Origin of the sequence: Clostridioides sp. ZZV14-6387, from assembly GCF_020657835.1 — a bacterium.
Lineage (GTDB): Bacteria > Bacillota > Clostridia > Peptostreptococcales > Peptostreptococcaceae > Clostridioides > Clostridioides difficile_A.
This window is the reverse complement of the sequence record NZ_JAGWCW010000002.1, coordinates 42,665-69,011: the sequence shown is the minus strand read 5'-3', so window position 1 is coordinate 69,011 and position 26,347 is coordinate 42,665. Positions and strand designations below refer to the sequence as shown.

Here is a 26,347-nt window from a genome sequence, read left to right as displayed (position 1 = left end):
GGGGCATTATGAGTATAAACGAAATTATAATCTATGTAATGGTAGTCTTCATGGCACTTGGAGCTATAGATAAGTGTATAGGCAATAAATTTGGTCTTGGAGAACAGTTTGAAGAAGGTATAATGGCAATGGGTTCGCTTGCAGTTGCAATGGTTGGTGTTATATGTCTAGCACCAGTACTTGCTGATGTATTAAGACCAATTGTAGTGCCAGTATTTGATATGCTTGGAGCTGACCCAGCTATGTTTGCTGGAAGTTTATTAGCTAATGATATGGGTGGTGCGCCACTTGCTCTTGAGCTTGCAAAAGACCCAAATGCTGGATTATTTGGCGGATTAATAGTAGGAGCTATGATGGGACCTACAATAGTATTTATAATACCAGTTGCACTTGGGATAATAGAAAAAGAAGACCAAAAATTCTTAGCAACAGGAATACTTGCAGGAATAATAACGATACCTGTTGGGGCGTTTGTTGGTGGATTAGTTGCAGGATTTGAGGTAATGATGGTTCTTAGAAACTTAGTGCCAATAATAATATTTGCAGTAGTTATAGCACTTGGATTATTGAAGTTTGAAAATGCTATGATAAAAGGATTCACATATTTTGGAAAAGGTGTAGTAATAGTTATAACTTTAGGGCTTGCTGCTGCGATAGTTGAAGCCTTAACAGGAATAGTTGTAATACCTGGAATGAAACCAATAGGTGAAGGTATAGAAATAGTAGGGGATATAGCAATAGTTTTAGCAGGGGCATTCCCACTAGTGTTTGTTATAACAAAAGTGTTCAATAAACCACTGATGGCTTTAGGAAAAGTTCTTGGAATGAATGATGTATCAGCAGCAGGTCTTGTTGCAAGTTTAGCTAACTGTATACCAATGTTTGGTATGATGAAAGATATGGATAATAGAGGAAAGATAATAAACGTGGCATTCTCTGTTTCAGCAGCATTCGTATTTGGAGACCACTTAGGGTTTACAGCAGGGTTTAATGCTAATATGATAACACCAATGATAGTTGCTAAATTGGTTGGTGGTATAACAGCAGTCCTATTAGCTATGGTTATAGCAAATAAAACACTAAAAAAGGAGAATGCATAAGATGGATATAACAAATATAGATAAAAACTTAATTGAAACATTAGTAAGACAAATAATAGAAGAAAAAGTAAATGGAACTAAAGATAGTGTAGATTTCGTTAGAAATAAAGATGCTAGTGGAATAACTTCTATAAAGTTACCAACAGTAAAGGTTAATGAATCTGATAGATTAGATACAGGAAATCCTAATGATGTAGTTTATACAAAAGATTTATTTACATTAGAGGAAAGTCCTAGATTAGGCTGTGGTATGATGGAGATGAAGGAAACTACTTTTGACTGGACTCTAAACTATGATGAAATAGATTATGTAATAGATGGAACTTTAGATATAATAATAGATGGAAGAAAGATATCTGCTTCTTCAGGTGAGTTAATATTTATACCAAAAGGAAGTAAGATACAATTTTCTGTACCTGATTATGCTAGGTTTATATATGTAACATATCCAGCAGACTGGGCATCTCAAAATTAACAAGAGAATACTTTAAATATATTTAAATTATTGAAATGTTTCTGTGTATTCTTTAAATAAAATTTTACTTTTAAAGTGATAATTAAAGATTTGTTAGTAAGGCTATGGCTACAAAATCATAGCCTTATTTTCATATTTAATAGCTTATAATTACTTTTGATTCAAAGTTGTCTTCTTAAATATTTAAATTTATTCTGAAAAAACGGAATATATACTTTTTATCTCCTAGTGTTGCACTTTTATACATAGTGCTTCACCAATATCATGCGTAACCAAAATAGTAGACTTATTCTCATTTTTAATAATACTATAAACATCATCACAAACTAACAATCTCGTCTGATAATCAAGAGCTGAAAAAGGCTCATCTAAAAGTAAAATATCTGGATTTACAGACAGGGTTCTAATAAGTGCAACCCTTTGTCTCATACCACCAGATAATTCTTTTGGGTACATGTTTCTAAAATCCCATAATCCATAAGTCTTTAAAAGACTTTCAACTCTATCTAAAGATTTTTTATCTTTTTTGCCTTGAATTTCTAAGCCAATAGTTATATTATCCATTATATTTCTCCATTCAAGCAAATTATCTTTTTGAAACATATATCCAATATTTCCAGTAATCTTTACGTCGCCACTAGTTGGTTTTAAAAGATTAGTAAGAATATTTAAAATTGTAGATTTACCGCTTCCAGAAGGACCAAGCAAAGTTAATATTTCTCCTTCTTTCAAGTTAAAATTAACATCTTTTAATACTTCAAGCTCGCCTTCCTTAGTGTAGAAGTTCATATTTATATTTTTAACCTCTACTATGTTGTCATTCATTATGCCACCCCCTATAACTTTTAGCTCGTATATATTATGTTATTAACAATATGACCTATTTGTACCATTTTTCATAAATATAATATAAATATTTTGTTTATTTACGTATTTTCTTAGTAACTTGTACGTATAAATTATAGATAAATAAATTATAAGGTAGGGGATAGAATTGAGTAACATAATAACTAATTTAATAGAGTCAATATTTACTAATCCGATAACTATATTGTTTTTACTTGCAATAACTTTATATTCTGTTTTTAAGATAATAGAAAATAACAGAGTATACTCGTTTGTAAGTTCAAAACTAGAAGAAATCAATAGAAACCATAAAACGAGTGAATTTTATGGAAAGGTAAGGAATGATTACTATACATATAGCAAAGAAAATCCTTATTCTGATGTAAATATAACTTCTTTTATAGAAGAAGTTGTATCAGATTTAAAACACAACAACTTACCACTTTTAGAGAAGATTAGAAGTATAAAAAATTCATCTTCAATAAGTATTTTGCTTGGAGTTTTAGGTACATTTGTTGGACTTTCTACAATGCTTTTATGTGTTGATACCAAAGACATTATAAATTCACTTCCTTCGACTATTAGTAGTATGCAGACTGCATTTACAACAAGCATCTTTGGAGTCGTATTTTCTCTAATTATAGGCTACTGTACAAAGATAAAAGATTGTGAACATGTTTTAATACAGATAATGTTAAAATGCGAAAATTTATTAACATCTGAGATAACTCATTTTAAATCAGAAAGAATGGATTTAAAAGTAGAAGAGGTAAAAAATACAATAAAACAAATAAGTAAGTCTATAGAAGCTATTGAAAAATTTGATAAAATATCTAAAGATTTAAATGACTTTAATGATGAATTCATAAGTGGAATAGAAGCTTTAAAAAGCCTTTTAGAGGGTTCTCAAAGCTCTATTAAGACCTTTGACCAAAGCGTAAGAAAATTAGATAAACAGTTTAATATTTTAAATGTAAAGTTTGTAAAACTGTTTGATAAGTATGATAATCAAGACAACATAAATAAAGAGATTTTATTTGACATAAAAGAATCTTCAAAAAATATATACAATGCTACTGAAAGCCAGTTTAAAATTAGAGACTACATAAAAAATATAAATGCAGGATTTGCTTTATATGAAAGAAGTGCCCAAGATTTATTAACTAAATTAATGACTCATGAAAATAAAATATCTCAAAATCAAAAAATTCTTTTAGATGAAAAGTTTACTCTAGATGATTCAATAAAAAATCTTTCAAGTATTATTGAAAACTTTTCCAATGACCTACAAGTTAAACTAGATATAATGTTTGAGAATTCTTTAGATATTCAAGATAAATTAGACGTTATGTTTAATAACTCTTTTATGCATGATGAAGTTCCTCTTGAGAGTGAAGAATTATTTAAAGATGATATCGATAGTGTATTTAACCCTTTCAGCGAAGAAATTTATGAGATAGAAAATAATGAAATAAAGGTCATAGGTGAGGATGAGTTAAATGAATAATAAATATAGAAGAACTGTTAACAGAGAATTTGAAAAGAGTAGCTTTTGGCCAACATTTACAGATTTATTATCAACTGTATTGATGGTTGTGATTCTTATCTTATTTAGTTCAGAAAGTATTTCAGGTTCTGTCGAGCAAGATTTGGCCAAGAACGTCAATGCTTCTGTTGAGGAGACCTTTAAAAAAAGTGGTATTCCTGTGAAAGTAGATAAGGTTAATGGTCAAGTAACCTTTGGTGAAAGAACTATGTTTGATGTAGATAGTGATGTTTTAAAACCAGAGGCTAAAGAAATGTTAAAAATGTTTGTTCCAAAGTACATAGAAACTATTTATAAAGATTATGGGGATTATATATCAAAAATAGTTATAGAAGGCCATACAGATGATGTAGGGAGCTATATATACAATTTAGACCTGTCCCAAAGAAGAGCATATAGTGTTGCAAAGTATATAGTAGGGGATGAGATTGGTGACTATAAATATAAAGATAAGGTTACTAGACATATTATTGCAATAGGAAGATCAAAAGCTGAACTTATAAAAGATGGAGATAATGGAGTAAACAGAGATGCATCTAGAAGGGTAGAGCTAAAATATGAAATAAATATTAATCAAAATAAATAATTGAATTTTTATAAAAAAAAAGAAGGCAGTTGGTGTGAGCTTTAAGCCTTCTTTAAGGAAAAAGTTTATTTATTTTTGTTGATATTTAACATATTATAGTTTTTAGAAAAAATTTGCAATATCTTAAACGTAAATGGTCGTTTAAAATGCATAACTGGGTACTACTGATGTAAAATATTTCATTTTATATAATATAAAATTTATAAGCAGTCAATTGTTGATATTATTATACGATAACAAGTCATTTAAAATAATATGTAGAAAAATATCATAAAAACCCATATAATGCTAGAGCTATTAGTATATTATATAGAGCTTAGAATAATTTAATTATTTATTAATTAGATTATAGTAGAAAAATAAAAAGGTAACAACTAACCTTAGTTGTTACCTTTTTATTGATGAAAAAATTTAACTTTAATCATTTTTTTATCAATTGATAGCCAAAACAGATTCCTGCTCCTCCAGATTTCTTAATTTGATACATTGCTTGGTCTGCTTTATTGATTAATTCTTCTGCATTATTTCCATCTTCTGGATAGCAAGCTATGCCAACACTAGTATTGCAGTATACTGAGCCATTTTTTAAATTCCATGGTTTTTTAAATCTATTATGTATAAAATTTATTAAATTGCGAATATTATCTTTTGTAATATCCCCACCAATTACAGCAACAAATTCATCGCCACCATTTCTATAAACAGAATTCTTAAGAAGTGGAATTGAAGAGAAAAAATCCCCAAGTTTTACAAGGAATTCATCACCAGCATCATGCCCATAATTATCATTAATTACCTTAAAGCCATCAATATCGAAAAAGATTACATATCCTTGTTCATCTTCTTTAGCATTGTCGATTCTATTTTTACATTCTTCAATAAGCATCCTTCGGTTTGGCAGACCTGTTAACACGTCGTAATTTGCCATATATTCAATTAATTCTTCATTCTTTTTATTATCAGTTATATCTGCACTACTAACAAGATGAGCAAGACGACCATCAACCCACCTAAAAGCTGTACTAAATACTCTAAACCACGCTCCATCAAAAGGTCTTTGATAATTCCATGTATATACTCCTGTACTATTCCCATTTTCATCAATAAGATTTTCTTGTGGACAAAACTCACAAGGAGATGTCTGTCCTGGGAAAAGAATTTGCCAGCATTTATGGTTTGAAAATTGAGATACGCCACCATAAGGAGCAGCCATTGACTCATTGACATATAAAATATCATATGTATAAAAATCAATTATATAAATATCTATGCCTGTATGATTTATTATTCCTTCAAGTGCAGTCTGTGTGAATAAAACTTTATTTCTATGTATTCTTATTCCTAAATACTTTTCAAGCATTGAAAGTACAATGGCTAATGTCTTAAGTTCAGAATCAGAAAAATCTACTTTACTGCATGTAGTATTTAGAAATAAGATAAAACCATAGTTATTAAAATATTCATCTACTACAGAAATTCCAAGCAAAGATTTTGCAGAAAAAATATTCATAAAATCAATCTCACATGATTTATAATCTTTATTTTTATCTAAGTAGATTATTTCTTGATGAGCTAATTGATTTTGAAAATCTGACTTAATTTCGCATGCATTAAAACTATTGCATAATTTTATATCATTCAAACTATAATTTTCAATTAAATTAAATTGATTATATTGGTCTGCTTCATATACTAAACCACATTCAAATGAGAAGGTATTACAGATAAGTTCAAGAGACTTAGTAATTGTTTTTGTATCTATCTGTTTTCCAATGAGCATATTAGCAAGTGCTTGAATAAGTGTATAATGTGAGTTATCTTTCATTTTTACCTCCTAAGTAAAAATCCTGTCAATAACTCATCATTTGGCTAAGTTTGAAATGAGAATTTCCTTCCTCAAATATAGGTTAAGATAGTTAAACTGACAGTTATCAAAGTTTAAAATTATATTTTTATATTACTAATAATGACTTATTTAGCTATTTTCTTTTAGTTAATACATATATTATAGTATATTTTTTTAATGGATTAAAGCTTAAAAATTCCTTATGATGCAATTTATTATTATCACTATTATATTAAACATTATTACTTAAAAATACATAAAAAAGTAACAGTTTATATTGTAAAAATAAAGAAATAATAAAGGTATTATTTTTTCAATGTTAAGTCAATATAATCTGACTATATAAGAGAAATATTGATACTAAATAGTTAATTATGATAAAATAAGTCGATAGATGTTGTAAAGTATTATGAAAATGGAGGAGTAGTTTGTGATAGGAAGTAGTATAAAAAATAGTAATATAAAAAGTAAAAGAAATTCTAAATTTAAAGCTTTAGTATTTTTACTGATAATATCTATATCGATTTATTTGACTGGTTGCGATACATCAGATAATGGCAACAATCAATCAAATAACAAAGATTCCTTATCTAGTAGTATATCAAGTGATAAAAATGTAAAAATTCATTTTATTAACACTGGAAATAGTGATGCAATATTGATTCAAGAGGGTAAAACTTTTTCATTGATAGATGGTGGGGATAATGATGATGAAAATTTAATGGTAGATTATCTTAATAAGCAAGGTGTAAAAGATATTAAGTATCTTATAGCTACCCATTCTCATGCAGATCACTTAGGTGGACTTGATTCTGTTGTCAAAAACTTTAACATAGAGAATGTTTTTGTATCAAATGGTTCAGCAGAAACAAAGAGTTATAGAGACTTTATAAATGCTTTGGTAGATAAAGATTTATCTCCAAGTGTACCACTTGAAAATAAGAAGTTTTATTTAGAAGATTCTTACTTTGAAGTTCTAAATACAAATGGTGGAGATACGACTAATGAACAATCTCTAGTTCTTGCATATACTAATGGTAAAGATAAAGCTTTATTTACAGGTGATGCTGAAGAAGGTACAGAAAAAGAGATACTATCAAAACTTAGCAAAGTAGACCTTTTAAAAGTGGCTCATCATGGTTCTCGTAGTAGTTCATCTCAAGCGTTTTTAGATAAAGTAGACCCTGAGTATGCAGTCCTTTTAGTAGGTAAAGGTAATTCATATGGTCATCCACATCAAGAAACAATGAACAAATTGGAAAAAATGGGAGTAAAGGTACATAGAAGTGATGAGTGTTCAGACATAATATTTGAATCGACAGGTGATGGAGTATTTACAAGTTGTAAAGATGGAAGCTATAAAAAAGGGGTTAGAGAAGATGGAAACTCTGAAAAATCAAATAACAATACAATAAAAAATGAACCTCTAAATAAAGAACAAAATGTATCTAATACATCAGAAATAGTGTATTTTACTCCAAAAGGGAAGAGTTATCACTCAACAAAAAATTGTAGTGGTCTTTCAAGAAGTAAAAAAATATTATCAGGTACTATTTCCGAAAGTAAAAAAAATGACCCATGTGATATATGTTATGGAAAATAATAAAAGAGCAAATAATAAAAAATAAAATAAATGCATAAAAAAAATAAGCTATAATTAGTAGATAACACATTTTATCTATACGAATAGCTTATTTTTTTAGTATTCTTTAAATAGTTATTTTATAACTCTAAATACACCAGTTACAATACCTACAATTTCAACTTCTGAATCATTAAGCATAATTGGTTCCATAAAATCATTTTCTGGCTGAAGTCTTATTAAGTGTCCTTCTTTAAAAAACCTCTTAACCGTAGCAGATTCACCATTTATAAGTGCAACTACTATCTGAGAATTCAAGGCTGTATTTTTTTTGTCTACTACAACGTAATCTTCATCTAAAATTCCTGCATTAATCATACTTTCGCCTTTTACTCTTAATACAAAATTATTACTGCCCTTTACTAAACTGGCAGGGAATGGAATGTATTCCTCTATGTTTTGTTGAGCTAAAATGGGTTCTCCAGCTGTTATTTGACCTACTAATGGAAGTTCTATTATTTCTTGATTAGCTCCAGAAACATCATTTACTTTACTACGTTCTAAAACTTCAATAGCTCTTGGTTTAGTAGGGTCTTTTCTTATGTATCCCAGTTTTTCAAGTTTATTTAGATGAGAGTGTACAGTTGAAGTAGATCTTAACCCTACAGCAGTACATATTTCTCTTACAGCAGGTGGATAACCTTTTAATATGATTTGAGACTTTATAAATTCCAATATCAAAACTTGCTTTTCAGTTAGATCTAAATACATAACATCACTCATTTCTAAACATATTTTGTTTTTATTTCCATACGTTTTATATTTTTAATTATAACATAATCCATTTATATCTGCAAACATTTGTTCCTGATTTTTAATCATCCTCAATCCATTCAAAATTCTTAACTATATCACGTTTTACATTCTTTTTATGAGCTGCATAAAGCTGAGTAGTTGTGACATTATCATGGTCAAGTAAGTTTTGAACATCGTATATAGAAAATCCTGTTTGGATTAGGGAAGTCGCAGCAGTTGCTCTTAATTTATGAGGACTATATCCATTATCTCTAGTCGTATCCAGTGGAATAGAGGTATATTTTTTTACCAATGTTCTTATAGCTTTTGCTGTAATTCTCTTGTTTTGAAGAGATAAGAATAAAGCATCTTTTTCATCATCGTTTAATAAATCATCTCTTATTCTTTCATTTTGCAAATAGTCTTTTATTACATGTTCGCAAGTATGGTTTATAGGCATTAAAACTTCCTTTCCACGTTTTCTATATATTTTAAATTCTCCTCTTGAAAAATTAAAAGAGGATATGTTTAATTCTCTAAGTTCGTTTAATCTAAGCCCATATGTAACAAATAGAGCTAAAATAGCTTTATCACGCAATTTAGTCTTTCTCCAATATACTTTTTCTTTTTCTGTAAGGCCTTCACCTGTTTCTACTGATTCTAACATCTTAGCAACTTCATCTATTTCAAGACGTTTAATAGCATCTGGTTGAGGTTTAGGAAGTTTTATTGGATTAAATCCATCAGTTATATTATTATCTATTTGAGAGTTCCTATATAAGAATTTAAATAGAGTAGAGATGGATGATTTTTTTCTTGCCAAAGCTCTATTATTATTTTCAAAAATTAATGTGTTTTTTTCTGTATTTTTATAATATCTACTACAATAATCACCTAAGAATAAATTTATATCTCTTGATTTTATTGTATTAAAGTCATCTTCAGTAATATCTTTTATACAATCTGCACTTGTTAATTCTTTAGTTTCAACCAAATATGAACAGAAAAAATTTATATCTTCTAAATAAGCAAGTCGTGTGGAAACTGCAACAGAGCCTTTTAAATATATAAAATAATCCTTCATAAATATAGGAAGTTTATTTTCCAAAAGTAGACATTTTTCTATAAGCTCATTTTCCTTGATGACGATATTATCAGGTTTATCTGATTTATTATGTATTTTTATAATTTTCTTATCATTATTCAAAATTAAACCTCCTAAAGTAAAAATATAAATCTTTTAAATTATATAAATTAATTATAAATCTTTAATTTAATTATTTTTTGTATTTTTAAGAGATTAGTAGTGCTTTAATCGAGATTAGCACTAACTATTCCCTAAATCCACATTTAAAGACTAGTTGTATTTAAGTACTCTTTTTTTATTTCTCAATATATTTTAAGAATTATTCTATAAATATATTGAGAAATTTTATACTCTACTGAAATCTTTTTTATTTAATATTTTTATATGTTTCTAATAAAACTAAATATATTGTAAAATATACAGCTCTTTAATTAAAGTTTTTAAATGGACTGACCAAACTTAAAATATAAGATATTATTAGAGTTACCACTGAAAAAATAAGCCCTATCGCCATAAAAAAACTCACAAATATATTATATTGAACTATCAGACTGGATATATTCAAGTTATCAGGTCCAAGTAAGTATGTAATTAGACTTATCGCGAAAATAACTATGATTATAAAACTCAAACCATTTAAGCTGTTTTTTAAATCAGCACTACTAAGTGACATATGTGTAGATATAGAATACATTAGGAACATAAATATAAAATACTTAAATGAATATATACTAGGTGTTAACAACATTACTTTTATAAAATTAGAAATATCATCTATAATAATGTGTATAAAACCGTTTATATTGAAACTATTAATCATACTTACATATAATTTTAAGTCTATATTTTGTGTCACTTTCATATAACTCTCTGGCAACAATATATTAAAAAGTAAAATAATCATTATTGTTCCACCTATAATAGGTGCAATTCCTATAAAGAAATTTCCTATACTTTGATAAAGACTATCTTTCTTATAACTATGACTTACATATCCTAATATGCCATCATTTTTACTTTCTATTGGTCTGAAAAATTTAACTGAATTTACTTTATGCATAAAAATCAAGCACATTATCAAATGACTAAGTTCATGAATAAATGTTCCTATAGCTCCAGTTACAATAATCCCAGTTTTTCCAAAAGATGAAAATATAAATTTATTGTTTAGATTTTCTGTAATACTAAAAATCAGTCCAAAAACAATAAATATTCCTAAAAAGCAAAAGATATTTATCATACTTATTTTTAAAATTTCGATTATATGAATCATAAATTAAAACCTCATGTAGAAGTATTTGACTACTCTACTTCATATCCATTACAAGTTAGAATTTTACAAGCATTTTCTATATCTTTTTCTTTTATTAAAATATAATCTGTATCATATGTAGAAATTGCAAATATGCTTATTTTATTTTCTGCTAATAAGCCACTTAGTTTAGATAAAATTCCTATAAGTGAAAAATCTAAAGGTCCTAGTATCTTAAGTATTCTCCACTCTTTTTCCGACTTAACATCAGAAGGAATATTATTATTTGAACATACAACACTTAATTCATCCTCAGTCTTAGTTATAGAGTAAAAGTTTTTTGTATCTATCCATGTTGGTATTTTACTATCATTATTTAATCTACATACTGCATACTCTTCTGCAAATAATTTTAATTTCATAATGTACATCTCCTCCAAACTTATTTGTTTACTTAAGATTATACATTAAAAATTATATAAAATAAAACATATAACGTAAAAAAGGTTCACTATAGTATCCTATTTCTATAGCCAACCTTTAAAACTTAATTAAATTCTAATAAAAGATATATTATCTAGGTTCAATTATAAGTTTAATGGCTGTTTTCTTATCACCCTCGATTTCTATATCAGTAAATGCGGGAATGCAAACTAAATCCATTCCACTAGGTGCAACAAAACCTCTTGCTATTGCAATTGATTTTATCGCTTGATTTAGAGCTCCAGCTCCTATAGCTTGTATTTCTGCAATACCTCGTTCTCTCAGTACTCCAGCCAAGGCTCCAGCTACAGAATTAGGATTAGATTTTGATGAAACTTTTAGTACTTCCATTTCAACATCTCCTTGTTAATTTGTTAAAGTATCCATTACCTAAAGTACTAAATCACAATTGCCATTTACTAATTACAATCATCATTTAAAGTATACTTTTATAAAAATATACTTCTATAATTGTTTTAAGAAAACCTTTATTTTTTAAAACCATTTTATAATGAAAAAACTACAAATTTCTTTATATTCTATAAGCATTTTCCAATATTTCTAAATTTATTATATCTTTGAGTCATAATTTCTTCTTTATCCATATCTTTATAATGATTTAATCTTTCTAAAATATAAGCTTTTATTTCCTTTGAAACAGCTTCTACATCTTTTTGTGCTCCTCCAAGAGGCTCTTTTATAATCTTATCTATTATTTTTAAATCATACAAATCATCACTTGTAAGTTTCATAACATTACAAGCTTCTTTAGCTTTAGAAGAATCTTTAAATAGGATACTAGAAAGACCTTCAGGTGATATTACAGAATAAACTGAGTGTTCTAACATGCAAACATCATTACCTACTCCAATACCCAAAGCTCCTCCACTACCACCTTCACCAATTACAAAAGTGATTACTGGAACAGAAAGTTTACTCATTTCAAGTAAGTTTCTTGCAATAGCTTCTCCTTGTCCTCTTTCTTCTGCTTCTAAACCACAAAAAGCTCCTGATGTATCAATAAACGTTATTATTGGTCTATTGAATTTCTCAGCTTGTTTCATAAGTCTTAGTGCTTTTCTATATCCTTCTGGATGAGGCATTCCAAAATTTCTTTTTATATTTTCCTTCGTATCTCTTCCTTTTTGATGACCAACTATAGTAACATTGAATCTTCCTATCTGACCTATTCCTCCAACAATAGAAGGGTCATCTTTAAAAAGCCTATCTCCATGAAGCTCTAAAAAATTAGAACAAATGTGTTCTATGTATTCTAAAGTCGTAGGTCTTTTTATATCTCTACTTAACATCACTTTTTCATATGGAGATAGATGGGAAAAGGCTTCTTCTTTAAGTTTTTCCAATTTCTCATTAAGTGAATTTATTTTGTCACTTAAATCTATATTATTTGCCTCAGAAATAGTTATTAATTGTTTAATATCATTTTCTAAAACCTTTATTTTTTCGCTATTATTTTCAATCAAAACAGTTCCTCCTTCATGCCCTATTTCTTGTGCATAGCAAGAATTTGATATAATACTTCCTTCATTTTTCTTCTATCTACTATCATGTCAATAAAACCTTTTTCAAGTAAAAACTCAGAAGTTTGGAATCCTTCAGGAAGTTTCTGATTTATTGTTTGTTCTATTACTCTTGGACCTGCAAAGCCTATCAATGTATTTGGTTCAGAAATTATAATATCTCCAAGCATAGCAAAACTAGCAGTTACTCCTCCTGTAGTAGGGTCAGTTAGAACTGATATATATGGCAATGATTTTTCTTCAAGTTTAGAAAGTGCTTGAGAAGTCTTTGCCATCTGCATAAGAGATACCATACCTTCTTGCATTCTAGCTCCTCCTGAAGCAGAACAAATAATTATAGGTAAATTATTTTCAGCAGCATATTCTATTGAATAAGTTATTTTCTCTCCAACAATAGAACCCATACTTCCCATCATAAAATCAGGATTCATTACACAAATAACTGTTTTAATTCCATTTAATCTTCCATAACCTGTGACAACAGCTTCTGACTCATTCGTTTTTTCCTTATAAGAGTCTACTTTTTCTTTGTATTTAGGAAAGTTTAGTGGGTTTTGAAATTCTACCTCAGAATTAAACTCCATAAAAGTTCCCTTATCAATCAATAAATTTATTCTTTTTCTTGCTCTTAAGCCATAATGTCTTGAACATTTTGGACATACAAATGAATTTTCTTCTATGTCCTTTCTAAATACATGACTATCGCAACCTTTGCAATAAGTCCAAAATTTATCATCTACACTATTCTTTTTAAAGTTGTCATCTAAAGAAATCGTAACATACTTAGATTCTTTTGATGATAAAAATTTTTTTATCATAATCTATTTACTCCTTATAATGTAGCAAATTCTTTCTTCATAAAGACATCTTCTATAAATTTGGTATGATGAGTATCTTCTCTAAACTCTTCACTTGTTACAAGTGCCTTTTGGAATTCTACATTTGTATTAATACCTTCTACAATAATTTCGTCTAGAGCTCTATACATTCTATTTATACATTCTTCTCTAGTCTCAGCCCAACATATTAATTTACCTATCATAGAATCATATAAAGGTGGTATAGTATATCCTGCATATACAAAAGTATCAAATCTAACACCAAAACCTCCAGGTAAATTTAACGATTCTATCTTACCTGGTGATGGAGCAAAGTTATTTGATGAATCTTCAGCATTTATTCTACACTCAATAGCATGACCTCTAAAAGTAATATCTTCTTGTTTAAAAGGAATTTCTTCCCCATTAGCTATAGATATTTGAAGCTTTATAAGGTCAAGACTTGTTACCATCTCTGTAACTGGATGCTCAACTTGTATTCTTGTATTCATCTCTATAAAATAAAAGCTTTTATCTTTGTCAACTATAAACTCAATAGTACCAGCACCAATATAACCTACACCTTTTACTATATCTACTGCGATTTTATGAAGTTTTTGTCTCTCTTCATCTGAAAGGTATGGACTTAAAGATTCTTCTATTACTTTTTGATTTCTTCTCTGCATAGAACAATCTCTATCACCTAAATGTATTGCATTTGAGTGTTTGTCCCCAAATACTTGTACTTCTATATGTCTAGGATTTTCTATGAATTTTTCCATATATAAATCGCTATTAGAAAATGCTGCTAGAGCTTCTGAACTTGCCATGTCAAAATTTGAAAAAAGTTCTTCTTCTTTTCTAACGATTCTCATACCTTTTCCACCGCCTCCACTTGAGGCTTTTATCATAACAGGATAGCCAATTTCTCTTGCAACTTCTAAAGCTTCTTTCTTAGTTTTCAAAACAGATTCTGAACCAGGAACAACAGGGATATTTAATTCCATCATAGTTTCTCTTGCTCTAGATTTATCTCCCATCAAAATCATTTGTTCTCTTGTTGGACCTATAAAAATAATATTATTCTCTTCACATTGTCTTGCAAATTCAGGATTCTCTGATAAAAAACCAAAACCTGGATGAATAGCATCACACTTTAATTTAAGAGCAAGGTATATTATATTTTCTATATTGTTATAACTCTTGCTTATATTGTTTGGCCCTATACAAATAGATTCATCAGCTATATATCTATGAAAACAATCTTTATCTATTTCAGAATAGATAGCAACAGTCTTTATACCTAATTCTTTACATGTTCTGATGATTCTAACTGCTATATCGCCTCTATTTGCAACTAGTATTTTTTTTATCAACTTAAATACCTCCTACTACAATGGTTTTATCTTAAATAAAGGTTGATTATATTCTACTAGTTCTTCATTATCAACTAATACTTCAATTATTTCACCTTTAATTTCACTTGTTATCTCATTCATAAGCTTCATCGCTTCTAATATACATAAAGTATCGCCTTCTTCAACTACATCGCCAACTTTGACAAAACTATCTGCATCTGGACTTGGAGAATCATAGAATGTTCCCATCAAAGGAGCTACTACCACTGATAGATTCTCATTAGATGCGACAGGTATATCGTTTACAACTGGCTTTTCTAAAGAAAGATCCACTACTGATTCTTGTTGTACACTTAAAACAGGTGAACTTGTAACTTGAGCTTTTTTAGATACTTCTAATTTTAAATCGCTACTTTCAAGTTTTACATATTCTAAGTTAGTTGAGTCTATAACCTTTAATAATTCCTTAATTTCATTGATGTTCATGTTGTTACCCCCTTGTATTATTACCTGGTGCTAATATTATATCACAAAAAACAAATTTATAAAAGAAAAAGTGCTGACTAGAGAATCAACACATTAATATATATTTTAATTTTAGATTAACAACAAGTAACTTATATTTGTTTTAATTTTCCATTATTAATATAGATTATAAGTATAAAATGAATAAAATTCAATATTTTTTGCAAAATACAAGAGAATACAAATTAATACCTCGGGGATTTTTAAGACAAATACCAATATTATGCAATTTAGACTTCGCTTTCTTTCAAATTAGTATCATTTTCTTTATCTTTACATAGAATATACTTTAACTTAGTTATTAAAATATCACTATACATGTTAAAAGTTATTAAAATTGCAGGAATTATAAAATAAACTCTAGCACCTATAAAGCCAAAAACTACTGTAAGAAATATTAATCTTTTATTTAAAGTAAAAAAAGGTATATTAAAGATACTTTTATCAGATGTCTTTGGAGTATAAGAACATATAATTCCAAAAATTACAGTTAACATACAAAGTGGGAGTAATGTATAACTTGAAATTATTCCTAAAAAGCCGATACTTTCAAAGTATTTACTAGCACTATTTGTATAAACAAACATGTATCCATTTAAGTAAGCGCATATACACGATATAATGCCAAAAGTTCCTCCTAGGGATTGAGTGTACCAATTAAAAAATTTAGATTCCATATACCTCACCTCCTAAAACTGTATATATAATGATATGCGTTTAAATAATGAAATATATCTTTATATGCTTATGAATAATGAAATATATCTTTATATGCTTATGAATAAATTTTTGTTAATTTCATTAATTTATGTTTAAGAAATTTGAAGTATAGTGTAGTATATATTAATGTAGATAAAGTTTTATGCTACTCAATTAATTTATCTCATTATGGATTTAACACAGGATTAAAAATTATTACAGGGTTTTATATTTTTGTTGAGCTGAAAAATTTATTATAAATGAAGGGATGTTTTCGCTTTGGTAGATACATTAGAATTTGGTCTTAAAATTTTATTTTTTATATTATCAATTATTTGGATGGGTAAAATAATGATTTTAAGAACTGATAAGCAAATAGTAATCAATCCTTTGCTTATTGGTATATCTGCAGTCCTTGTGATGTTGCATACCTCACAAAGTAACATTGAATTTTTTGGACTAGATGTCCAGTATATAAGAATAGTTTTATATATCATATATTCATTAATAATTTTAATAGGAATATGGGCTACTAACAGAAGAAATGGTATTTTCTAGATAATCTATTTTTAATAGATATCTAAAGGTTGCTAGTAACAAAGTGCTAATAATAGTGCTCTGTTACCAGCAACCTTTATTTTAGTTATACATTTAAATTAAAAATCAAATTATTAAGTAAGTTGACATATACTTATTTTACGTTGAAAGTGATTAGAACTTCTTGAGATGTATTTAAATCATTTTTGTCATTTAGTACAACTTTTACTACAGCTTGACCTGTTTTATTACCTTTAACAATCATACCTTCATATGAAATTATGTTTTTATCACTTACAGATATAGCAAAATCTAAATCCTTTGGAAGGCTATCAGTAACTTCCCAATACTTATAATAGCTATCAATTTTCTTTGTAATTATTTTTCTCAAATCAATACTTTCACCTTTTGCTATATCAACATTATGATATTTAGAATCCAGTTTATATTGATTGTCTTTTGTATCAATAAAATTCAAATCACAATTCACATCCACACCATTATCAGAAAGAGAATTTACTACACCATCATCAATCAAATAATTATTTGCTAAATTGATTGAATCCATATCTTTTAGACTTAAAGCTTCTCTAGGAACTTCTTTTATATTATTGTTCCAAAAAATAAAATTGTCTACATTTTCAAGATAGGATATTCCTTTTAAATTTGAAATGTTTTCACCAGTTGCATAAAATTCTCCATCTAAAGCCTTTATATTGCTTATAGTCATCTCATCTGGGTTTATATATCGTTTTACAACTGCTCTTAGATTGGCATCAGGAAAAATATTTTTAAGTTGATTGTCGCTTAAAACATTATCATTTGAATTTATTGGACTTAAAGCTGCCGCAGAAATAAGAAATGGTATTACATTAGCTAAATTCATAGTACCCTCCCACATAAATTTTTTATATATAGTAATTTAATTTCTATGAGAGGGTTCTGTTTCCTTGTTGTATATACCTACTTTCGTACACTTTATTAATATAAATTAAAATAAATTTCTACTATTAAACTTATAAACATATTGCTAGTTACGTTTTTTAGCCTCACATCTAAATATTCGCATACCTTGTGACATAAATTTGTCCTCATACTCTGTTGTAACATTATTTTCATACTCACTATTTCCTAAATCAAGAGAAATATTCTTCAATAGCCAATTATTTGCAGCAATTTCATTTAAACTAAACTCGAATAATTTTTCATTATCTGTTTTAAAGTGAATTTCGCCATTATCTTCTAAAACCTTGTTATACATATCTAAAAATCCAGAATGAGTGAGTCTTCTTTTACTCCATCTATTTTTAGGCCATGGGTCACAGAAGTTTATATAAATTCTTGACAATTCTTTAGCTTCAAAGTAATCTAAAATATTACTTACATCTCCCCATAAAAATAATATATTATTTAAATTAGAAACATCAGCCTTTTCAACAGCCTTTAAAAGAACTTCTTCTTTAAGTTCCATAGCAATATAATTTATGTCAGGGTTTTGCTGGGCTAAAGTTGTTATAAACTTACCTTTACCAGTACCAAATTCCACATGTATTGGATTATCATTACCAAACTTAAAACTCCACTTACCTTTTAATTCTTCTATATTGTCTCTTAAAACGTATTTTGTATAACTTAAAAGTTTTTCATCTGCACCTTTTTTTCGTCTTCTTCTCACAATAATTCTCCTTATATATAAAAATTAGTAAAATACATTTTTTATTATACATTATCTAAGCAAAAAATAAAAAGAACTCTCTTAAAATAGAAATCTATTTCTATAAAGAGAGCTCTTAATCTGCTAAAAAATTAATCTTAGTGGCACCCTGAACACCCAGAGCATCCTCCTCCACCTTGATCTTTCATATTTTCAGGAATAACTCTAAATCCAAATCCTGTATCTTCTATTATTATATCTCCATACTGACTATATTCATCAGAGCTCATTACAAATTGTAATTCTCCAACTTCATAAGTTAAGTCATCTTCTTTTTTCTCATCTAAAGCTAATCCAAAAGAAGGACCTCCACAACCAACACCTGCAAAGTATACTCTTATATTATTAGGTTTATCTTGATTGTCTTTTAAGATACTTTTCAAAGTATCAATAGCTGTTTCTGGTAAAGTAATTTTCATTAAATCATTCCCTTTCAAATATTTTATTAAAACAATATCTATTATATACCCATATAAGGTACATAATCAATTAGTTTTTGCATATTTTACTAAAACTTCTGCCAAATATTACTTAAAGCTTTAAAATATTTTATATGATATTTTATTTCCTTAAGTAAATACCCTATTGTATGCATAGTAAACAAATAAAAGTTTTGCTAAAAAATATAATTCTTTTATTTGTTGCCTTAATATTATAACACATTTGATAATGACCAATTCATATATGCAAAATTTATATATTTGAAAGCTTCTCTGTATACAACAAGAAAAGCACAATGGTACGTATCATCGTGCTTCTTCTTTCTTTTTATAATTTCCATTTGTAACTACTCAAAGATGTTGTGGCTATAACAATGCAAAATGGCTACTCTCAATAACTGATTTCATCTGACATAAGCAAAAAGGATGTCCAGCTGGGTCAAACATAACTTTCCAATCATCAGAAAATTGCTCTTTTGCGATTGTCGCTCCACAATGAATTGCATACTGAACTGCTTTTTCCAAATCATTAACAGCAAAATCCATATGAGCCATCTGCTGTTGAGCTTCGGGCTTTCCTGGCCATACAGGTTGTTTATACTCAGGATTTCGTTGGAACGTTATACCAGGATATGTACCTTGATTTGTTCCTGGAGCACCAACACATGCAAATTCTTCATTATAAAATGGTATTTCCCACTTAAGTAATGTTGCATAGAATTTTGCTAATTCATATGGGTCTTTACAATCCATTGTAAATGAATACATTTTTATTTTCAATTCATCATACATAACTTAATTACCTCCAATAATCTAAATTCAAACATTGAGTTTGTAAGCTATTTTACGTGTCCTTATATTATGTACTAAGTATTTAGTTCTTGCAATATAAAAAAACTTATATTTTAACATTTTATAATTATTGAAACTGTTTAATAAATTCAGCAGGCTACATCGTATGTTTTGAAACTTCTTCAACACTTAAACCTAGTTTTAACAACCTTTTTATGACACTTTCCACGCTCTCTGAAACTTCTAATTTATTGGTAATTCATATCCTAGCAACTCATTATACAATTAAACCATCTAAAACTGTAATAGTACGGCTACTACTTTTAGCTGCTTCTAATGAGTGGGTTACCATAATTATAGTTTGACCACTTTCTCTGTTTATTTTACTTAGTAAATTTATTATTTCTGTTCCTGTATTGCTATCTAAATTTCCAGTAGGTTCATCAGCAAATAAAATTTCTGGCTTTCCTATTAAAGCCCTAGCTATAGCAACACGTTGTTGTTGACCACCAGATAACTCTCGTGGTGTATGTTTACGTCTATCACATAAACCTACTATATCTAATATTTCATCTAATTGATTTTTATAATCTTTTAAATTCTTACCATCTAATAATAAGGGAAGCATTATATTTTCTTCAACATTTAGATTTGGTATTAGATTATAAAATTGAAATACAAATCCTATATTTCTACGACGTATCATACTCATATTATCATCATCAAAATGTGATATATCAGTTCCATTTATATACACTTTTCCATTAGTTGGAGTATCTAAGCCTCCTAAGATATATAAAAGAGTGCTTTTCCCAGAACCAGATTGACCCATAATAGAAACAAATTCACCTTTCATTACTTGCAAGGATATATCTTTTAGCACCCTAGTTGTTGCATTTCCAATTTTGAATTCTTTAATAATATTTTTAGCTTCTACAGCTAAACTCTTAAATATAGTTTTCATATTAACCTCCATTATTATTCAAATTTAATTTCTTCTACTAGATTCATTTTCTTACTTTTTACAATTGGGACTATTGAACCTATTAAAGTTACTACAATTCCCAATAATCCTACAATAATGAATGTTTTAAAATCCAATTCTGGTGACATTGAAATCTTTGGTCCTGCAACTATGAATATAGTTTGAATTTCCATTATAGATATTACAATTCCAATAATAGAACCGAGCAAACCTGAGGTAAAACCTTCAATCAATGTCATTTTTACATTTTGTTTATTGCTTTGCCCTACCGATTTATACATAGCTATAGAACGTCTTTTTTGAATATAATTAATTATTAGGTTATTGATAATCCCAACTGTAGCAAGAATAAAAATGAAATAGGTCATTTTATTCATAGGAGATAAAAAACTATTTATAGTTTTTAAAGCATCATTATTAAATTCTTTAACTGTACGGCTCCAGTTAGATGTATCTTTAAATAGGTCTCTTATCTGAATCATAACAGCATCTGGATTAACTGCTGTATATGTTAAAAGACCATAATTAGTTTCATCAAAATCGCTAACAGCATAATGTGATGGTATAACAGCTTCTACATCACTTGCACGAGATTTAAAACTACCTACTATACTATAAGAAAATTCATATTTATTATTAGATAAAGTTACTGTATCTCCTATAGATAAACCTAGTTTTTTTAAAGTATCTTCATTCAAAATAACAGAACGCTTATCTTCAAAAGATTCAATTACTTGTTTTTTCATATCAGAATTTGTATAATTGATTGCAAGCATAGAACTATACAATTTTAAATTATCTGTGGCTTCTAGTCTTGAAAATGTTGTATTGTTACCACAAATCTTATTATTCATAACATAAATAGGTAAAATATTTTTAATTCCACTTATATGTCTAACATCTTCAATAAACTCTTCATCCATCTTTCCATCTGCAAAACCTTGTAGTTCTGCATCACGAAATACATCACCTACATAAGTTTTGACAAAACTGCCAACAACACTTATTACAATCACTGCAGAAATACTTATAAATAATAACGTAATATTCTGTGTAATATTTTTGTTATTTTTCATATTTCTAGCAGCTAATTTCCCCTCATTACCTAAAATCTTTTCATAAACAAACTCAAAAATTGTAGACATGGTATCAGTAAAAGGAGGTATTAACACAATAGTAGATACGATTAATCCCAGTAATGAAAATCCACCAGCTAAATACAGTGTATTTTCAGGTGATATTCTTGGTAGTAGAATAGACAAAATAAGTATAATAGTGCCTATAAAAAGTATATGACGATTTGAAACATTCTTTTCTTCTACAGTTCCTAATACGACATTTTTAATAGGTAAATGACTAGCTTTTTTAACAGGTATATATGCACTAAATAAAGAAACAATTATTGCTACTATAACAGAGATAATCACCCCAAGAGGAGATATTACTGTTGGAATTGATATTCCTTGTTCAAGAGAATTTCCAAGTCCATGTAGCATAATATTTAAAACAACTATACCAATAGGAATAGCAATCATTCCTCCAATACTTCCATATAGCAAACTTTCAAACATTAAAATATAAGTTACAGTTTTTTCATTAGCTCCAACACTTCTAAAAGTACCAATAAATGGAATGCGTTCTAGTGTAATCACTTTATAACTACTGTATATGATAAATATACTAAGAGTTAATGCGAAAAAGCTTATTAAGAAGAAAGGCATTGTTTTTTGTCTAGCATCTGCAACTATCTTACTTTCATTTATGGTACTTGATACCTTGTATTTTTCAGTTGGAAGTTCTTCAGACAATTTACTTACTAGACTTTCTGTCTTTTCTCCTTTTGATTCGATAAGAACTCTTGTATATCCATTTACTTTATTTAATATTTTAGATAGAGTTTCTTTAGGTAATAGTGCATTTACACCTCTTGTATGTCTCAAAAATACTGTATCATATGAAGCAATATCACTAACTTCAAAAGTATAGGGCTTCCCATAGATTTGTAAAGTAATAGAATCACCTTTTTTTATTTTATATTTTGATGTAAAACTGTTGGGAAGAATAATCTTATCACCAGAAAAATCAGTAATACTATTCCCATTTTCCAATCGTGGTTTGTTGATTTTATTCAGTTGATTTAAGTCTGCTGATATAAGACTGAATGATTCATAATATCCATCCTTATGATAAATAGCAGAACTTTCTAATATCCCAGCCTTTGATTTTATAGAATTTAGATTAGGAATATCTTCTAGACTAGTTAACATATCTGGATTTTTATTTTGGATAGATATAGTTGCACTACCAAACATACCTCTTGCCATCTTTCTCTGTGCACTTTCGTAAGATAATCCAATCGAGAACGAAACAAAAAGTAAAACTGTCGATAAAACTATGGACAATAACATAACTGTTGTCCTAATTTTTCTTTCTCTAACATTTGTTAAAATATACTTTAATATAATCTTCAAATTTACACCTACTTCCTTAATTAAATTTAACCTAGACTTAGATTTAATCCAATCTATGTAGAATCTCTAATACAACTTTTTATTCTGTTTTCAACTAAACAAAATCCTAAATAAAAAAGATTGATAAACTATTATATAAACATAATAATCTACCAATCTTAATATATTTTTTAATTAACCTTAATTAACCTTAATTAAGTGGAAAGCAGATATGAAATGAACTGCCTAGACCCAATTCACTTTCAATAGATATATCTCCTTTATGAATTTCAATGATTTGCTTTGTTATTGCTAATCCTAAGCCAGTTCCATTTTTTCTTTGCTTTTGCGTGGTTCCTCTATAATAACGATTAAATAAATTTGACACTTCTTCTCTTGTAATCCCTTTTCCATTATCTGAAATAGTAATTTCAATTTGTTCATTCAACGCTATATTCACAACAACTTTGGTATCCTTATTTCCATATGTAAAAGCATTAATGATAAGATTACTAAAAGCACGTTTTAATAGTGTATAATCAAAACTAAAGTTAATAATGTCTGTATCATTTTTAAATTCAATTATATTTAACTCATACTCTGGGTAGTTTAAAATATCAATGGCCAATTCCTTCAAAAACCTTACTAAATCATCATTTTTCTTATTTAAAGGAATAGTTCCATTTTGTAATTGATAGGTTAACTTTAAATCGCTTATAAGTTTATTTGTATATTCTATATTTTTTAACATGATTGAAGCGTATTTATGTATCTTTTCGGATGAATGAGTAATACTGTTATCTGCAAGGAGTTCTGCGTATCCTTTTATTGGTGAAAGTGGAGTTTTTAAATCATGGGTTATATTTGAAATCCATTCTTCTCGCATAATATCAGTTTTCTTTTGTATCTCGTCACTTTTATGAATTTCTTCACTCAGAAGATTTAAACTATTATAAACATCAGCAAAAACTCCTTTAATCTTAATTGGTAGATAGCTTCTTTTTGAAACATCACTAACAGCAATTGTAATATTGGAAATACACTTTGTTACCCAGTAACTATAAATGACTCCAAAAATCAAAATTATTAAAAATATAATTACTATAATTGAAAATATAATTGACTTTCCACCTATAAATTTATTACCATCAAAAAACATATTTACTTTAGATATATTTAATGGAAAATGTATAATATAAATAAAATCATTTTTGTTATTTGTAATAGTATTAAAGTATGTAGTGCCATCACTAGAATTATTTTGCTCAACTAATGCTAACAATTCAGAATTAGAATAGTAATTTTTATGGTCTTTGGGTTCCGAAAATCCATAAACTATATTTCCATTAGAATCTAAAATTTGCAACCACAATTTGTTTTCTTGAAGTTTTTCTAAACCATATTCTTTTATTTGTGGTTTATTATCTATAAACATTATTTGTTCATTAAAATCTTCAGTAAATTTTTTAGCCCAATCACTATGTACATACTTCCCATTTGGCTGTTGAATAGTAATAAGGGATAAGAAAATGCCTATTACAATAAAAATTAAACAAAGAAAAATTACGAAAAAAATAAGGTATGAATGGAGTATTGTCTTGTAACTAGGTTTACGCATTTAATCAACTCTTTTCTTAAGCTTGTATTTTGATTTAAAAATATAACTATCTATATAAATTATATTTATATTACTTTATGTTATCAAGATAGTTATTGTCTTCAATAAATTTAAATAAAAGTATCTCAGCATATTAAACAATATAAAGAAATTCTTCATATAACTATCTTTATAGGGGATACTTTATAAAAGAACTAAAAAATTATAACATATAAAACTTTCATAGATAAATAACAATATTAGTAAAAATATTAAAACACTATATAAAATTCACAAATATTAAGAATAATGAAACACTTGAAATTACTTATATCAAGAAAAATTTATATAATATAAATTGGTCAAATATGTTATAATATTAAATTGTGACAAGTTCATGGAGGTGTTTATATGAAAAAACAAAAGTCGCCAATTTTACTTGAGATGTTTGGTCTATTTTTTGGTTGTATATCAATGAGTATTGGTATAAATATGTTTTTAAAACCACATACAATTGCTCCAGGTGGGCTTAGTGGTCTATCATTAGTATTAAACAAAGTTACAGGACTTCCAGTATCAGCCATCATGTTAATTATAGGTATACCATTAGTAATACTTGCTTTTAGAATTATGGGAACAAAAAATTCATTAAAAACGTTATTTGGTACAATCGTGTTTTCTGCTATAGTCCAATTAACAGACCCATTATCAAAATTAAGATTTACTGATGACTTACTATTATCTGCTATTGCAGGTGGAATATTAGTTGGTATTGGTTTAGGAATAATGTTTAAGTCAGATGCTTCTACTGGGGGAACAGATTTAATTGCACTCATACTTAGTAAAAAATTCCCAGGAATAAAAGCTACAAAATTCATGTCATGTTTAGATGGAATGGTTGTTATATCTTCTGGTATAGTAAATCGTAGTTTAGAAACTGCTCTTTACTCTGGTATAGCACTTTGTATATTAATAAAAATAGCAGACATGATAATAGAAGGATTTGACCATTCAAAAGCATTTTTTATTATTTCTGATGAGCCAGAAAATTTAAGAAAAGCTATAACTGAAGAACTTGATAGAGGTCTTACTATTCTAGATGGTAAGGGTGGATATACTAGAGAAAATAAAGAGGTCTTATTAGTTGTAGTTTCTAAAAAACAAGAGCTTTATCTAAAGAGATTGGTTAAAAGAACTGACCCTACTGCATTTGTTATAGTTACAGATGTACATGAAGTTCTTGGAGAAGGGTTTAAAAAATTAGAAAATTAATTATAAAGTTAATACTTTAAT

The 26,347-nt window shown here is 27.8% G+C and carries 26 protein-coding genes; 7 read left to right on the top strand and 19 right to left on the bottom strand.

The features are described from left to right. Positions 1–8: 8 nt before the first annotated feature. The gene (gene eutH / locus KGF38_RS01485; protein ID WP_054270358.1) at positions 9–1,100 is read left to right on the top strand and encodes an ethanolamine utilization protein EutH; all 1,092 of its coding nucleotides are present in this window, start codon (positions 9–11) and stop codon (positions 1,098–1,100) included. 1 nt (position 1,101) lies between these two features. Further along, a complete protein-coding gene (locus tag KGF38_RS01480) occupies positions 1,102–1,575 on the top strand; it encodes an ethanolamine utilization protein EutQ (RefSeq protein ID WP_074178171.1) in 474 nt (157 codons plus the stop codon). Positions 1,576–1,800: 225 nt separating this feature from the next. Here KGF38_RS01480 and KGF38_RS01475 read toward each other — a convergent pair whose 3' ends face one another. Continuing rightward, positions 1,801–2,400 (bottom strand): ABC transporter ATP-binding protein, encoded by a 600-nt coding sequence (locus KGF38_RS01475; protein ID WP_054270360.1) that lies wholly within the window; start codon positions 2,398–2,400, stop codon positions 1,801–1,803. Positions 2,401–2,569: 169 nt separating this feature from the next. Between KGF38_RS01475 and KGF38_RS01470 the strand changes: the two genes are divergently transcribed. Next, positions 2,570–3,928: a hypothetical protein gene (locus KGF38_RS01470; RefSeq protein WP_054276739.1), complete on the top strand. Its 1,359-nt coding sequence runs from the start codon at positions 2,570–2,572 to the stop codon at positions 3,926–3,928. Then, the gene (locus KGF38_RS01465; protein WP_054270362.1) at positions 3,921–4,553 is read left to right on the top strand and encodes an OmpA family protein; all 633 of its coding nucleotides are present in this window, start codon (positions 3,921–3,923) and stop codon (positions 4,551–4,553) included. Before KGF38_RS01470 ends, KGF38_RS01465 begins: the two co-directional genes overlap by 8 nt. A gap of 421 nt (positions 4,554–4,974) precedes the next feature. On the opposite strand, the gene KGF38_RS01460 is transcribed toward KGF38_RS01465, so the two are convergent. Beyond that, entirely contained in the window at positions 4,975–6,378 is a 1,404-nt protein-coding gene (locus KGF38_RS01460; RefSeq protein WP_074178172.1) for a GGDEF domain-containing protein, read from the bottom strand. Positions 6,379–6,844: 466 nt separating this feature from the next. On the opposite strand from KGF38_RS01460, the gene KGF38_RS01455 reads away from it, so the two are divergent. Then, a complete protein-coding gene (locus tag KGF38_RS01455) occupies positions 6,845–8,002 on the top strand; it encodes a ComEC/Rec2 family competence protein (protein ID WP_074178242.1) in 1,158 nt (385 codons plus the stop codon). 114 nt (positions 8,003–8,116) lie between these two features. Here the strand turns inward: KGF38_RS01455 and lexA are convergent, their stop codons facing one another. The 10 genes from lexA to KGF38_RS01405 all read right to left on the bottom strand — a co-directional run bounded on the left by lexA (position 8,117) and on the right by KGF38_RS01405 (position 16,517). Further along, complete coding sequence (gene lexA, locus KGF38_RS01450) at positions 8,117–8,752, bottom strand: transcriptional repressor LexA (protein ID WP_054270364.1); 636 nt, start codon at positions 8,750–8,752, stop codon at positions 8,117–8,119. Positions 8,753–8,855: 103 nt separating this feature from the next. Then, positions 8,856–9,983: a tyrosine-type recombinase/integrase gene (locus tag KGF38_RS01445; protein ID WP_054270365.1), complete on the bottom strand. Its 1,128-nt coding sequence runs from the start codon at positions 9,981–9,983 to the stop codon at positions 8,856–8,858. Between the two features lie 307 nt (positions 9,984–10,290). Then, the gene (locus tag KGF38_RS01440) at positions 10,291–11,136 is read right to left on the bottom strand and encodes a hypothetical protein (RefSeq protein ID WP_227832120.1); all 846 of its coding nucleotides are present in this window, start codon (positions 11,134–11,136) and stop codon (positions 10,291–10,293) included. Between the two features lie 29 nt (positions 11,137–11,165). After that, positions 11,166–11,537: an ACT domain-containing protein gene (locus KGF38_RS01435; RefSeq protein ID WP_074178173.1), complete on the bottom strand. Its 372-nt coding sequence runs from the start codon at positions 11,535–11,537 to the stop codon at positions 11,166–11,168. 151 nt (positions 11,538–11,688) lie between these two features. Next, positions 11,689–11,949 carry a stage V sporulation protein S gene (locus KGF38_RS01430; protein ID WP_003424039.1) on the bottom strand — a complete coding sequence of 87 codons (261 nt, stop codon included), beginning with the start codon at positions 11,947–11,949 and terminating at the stop codon, positions 11,689–11,691. A 188-nt stretch (positions 11,950–12,137) separates the two neighbouring features. After that, a complete protein-coding gene (locus tag KGF38_RS01425; RefSeq protein ID WP_054276744.1) occupies positions 12,138–13,082 on the bottom strand; it encodes an acetyl-CoA carboxylase carboxyltransferase subunit alpha in 945 nt (314 codons plus the stop codon). A 20-nt stretch (positions 13,083–13,102) separates the two neighbouring features. After that, positions 13,103–13,957 (bottom strand): acetyl-CoA carboxylase, carboxyltransferase subunit beta, encoded by an 855-nt coding sequence (gene accD / locus KGF38_RS01420; RefSeq protein WP_054270369.1) that lies wholly within the window; start codon positions 13,955–13,957, stop codon positions 13,103–13,105. A 14-nt stretch (positions 13,958–13,971) separates the two neighbouring features. After that, positions 13,972–15,333: an acetyl-CoA carboxylase biotin carboxylase subunit gene (gene accC / locus KGF38_RS01415; protein WP_227832119.1), complete on the bottom strand. Its 1,362-nt coding sequence runs from the start codon at positions 15,331–15,333 to the stop codon at positions 13,972–13,974. Positions 15,334–15,348: 15 nt separating this feature from the next. Next, on the bottom strand, positions 15,349–15,801 hold the full coding sequence (gene accB / locus KGF38_RS01410; protein WP_054270371.1) for an acetyl-CoA carboxylase biotin carboxyl carrier protein: 453 nt from the start codon (positions 15,799–15,801) through the stop codon (positions 15,349–15,351). A gap of 269 nt (positions 15,802–16,070) precedes the next feature. After that, positions 16,071–16,517 (bottom strand): hypothetical protein, encoded by a 447-nt coding sequence (locus KGF38_RS01405; protein ID WP_054276746.1) that lies wholly within the window; start codon positions 16,515–16,517, stop codon positions 16,071–16,073. 301 nt (positions 16,518–16,818) lie between these two features. On the opposite strand from KGF38_RS01405, the gene KGF38_RS01400 reads away from it, so the two are divergent. Next, entirely contained in the window at positions 16,819–17,097 is a 279-nt protein-coding gene (locus tag KGF38_RS01400) for a hypothetical protein (RefSeq protein ID WP_003424072.1), read from the top strand. A 133-nt stretch (positions 17,098–17,230) separates the two neighbouring features. Here the strand turns inward: KGF38_RS01400 and KGF38_RS01395 are convergent, their stop codons facing one another. The 7 genes from KGF38_RS01395 to KGF38_RS01365 form a co-directional block, all read right to left on the bottom strand. Beyond that, on the bottom strand, positions 17,231–17,962 hold the full coding sequence (locus KGF38_RS01395; protein WP_227832118.1) for a hypothetical protein: 732 nt from the start codon (positions 17,960–17,962) through the stop codon (positions 17,231–17,233). 144 nt (positions 17,963–18,106) lie between these two features. Then, positions 18,107–18,751, bottom strand: coding sequence for a tRNA (guanosine(46)-N7)-methyltransferase TrmB (gene trmB, locus KGF38_RS01390; RefSeq protein ID WP_054270374.1), 645 nt, complete (start codon positions 18,749–18,751; stop codon positions 18,107–18,109). Between the two features lie 137 nt (positions 18,752–18,888). Next, the gene (locus KGF38_RS01385) at positions 18,889–19,209 is read right to left on the bottom strand and encodes a hypothetical protein (RefSeq protein ID WP_003424083.1); all 321 of its coding nucleotides are present in this window, start codon (positions 19,207–19,209) and stop codon (positions 18,889–18,891) included. A 387-nt stretch (positions 19,210–19,596) separates the two neighbouring features. Continuing rightward, positions 19,597–20,022, bottom strand: coding sequence for a VOC family protein (locus tag KGF38_RS01380; protein ID WP_054270376.1), 426 nt, complete (start codon positions 20,020–20,022; stop codon positions 19,597–19,599). A gap of 277 nt (positions 20,023–20,299) precedes the next feature. After that, entirely contained in the window at positions 20,300–20,986 is a 687-nt protein-coding gene (locus KGF38_RS01375) for an ABC transporter ATP-binding protein (RefSeq protein WP_054270377.1), read from the bottom strand. Positions 20,987–21,000: 14 nt separating this feature from the next. Beyond that, a complete protein-coding gene (locus tag KGF38_RS01370; protein ID WP_227832117.1) occupies positions 21,001–23,478 on the bottom strand; it encodes an ABC transporter permease in 2,478 nt (825 codons plus the stop codon). A 190-nt stretch (positions 23,479–23,668) separates the two neighbouring features. Then, a complete protein-coding gene (locus KGF38_RS01365; protein WP_227832116.1) occupies positions 23,669–24,892 on the bottom strand; it encodes a sensor histidine kinase in 1,224 nt (407 codons plus the stop codon). 573 nt (positions 24,893–25,465) lie between these two features. Here KGF38_RS01365 and KGF38_RS01360 point away from each other — a divergent pair. Then, entirely contained in the window at positions 25,466–26,326 is an 861-nt protein-coding gene (locus KGF38_RS01360) for a YitT family protein (RefSeq protein WP_054270379.1), read from the top strand. The last annotated feature ends 21 nt before the right edge of the window (positions 26,327–26,347 follow it).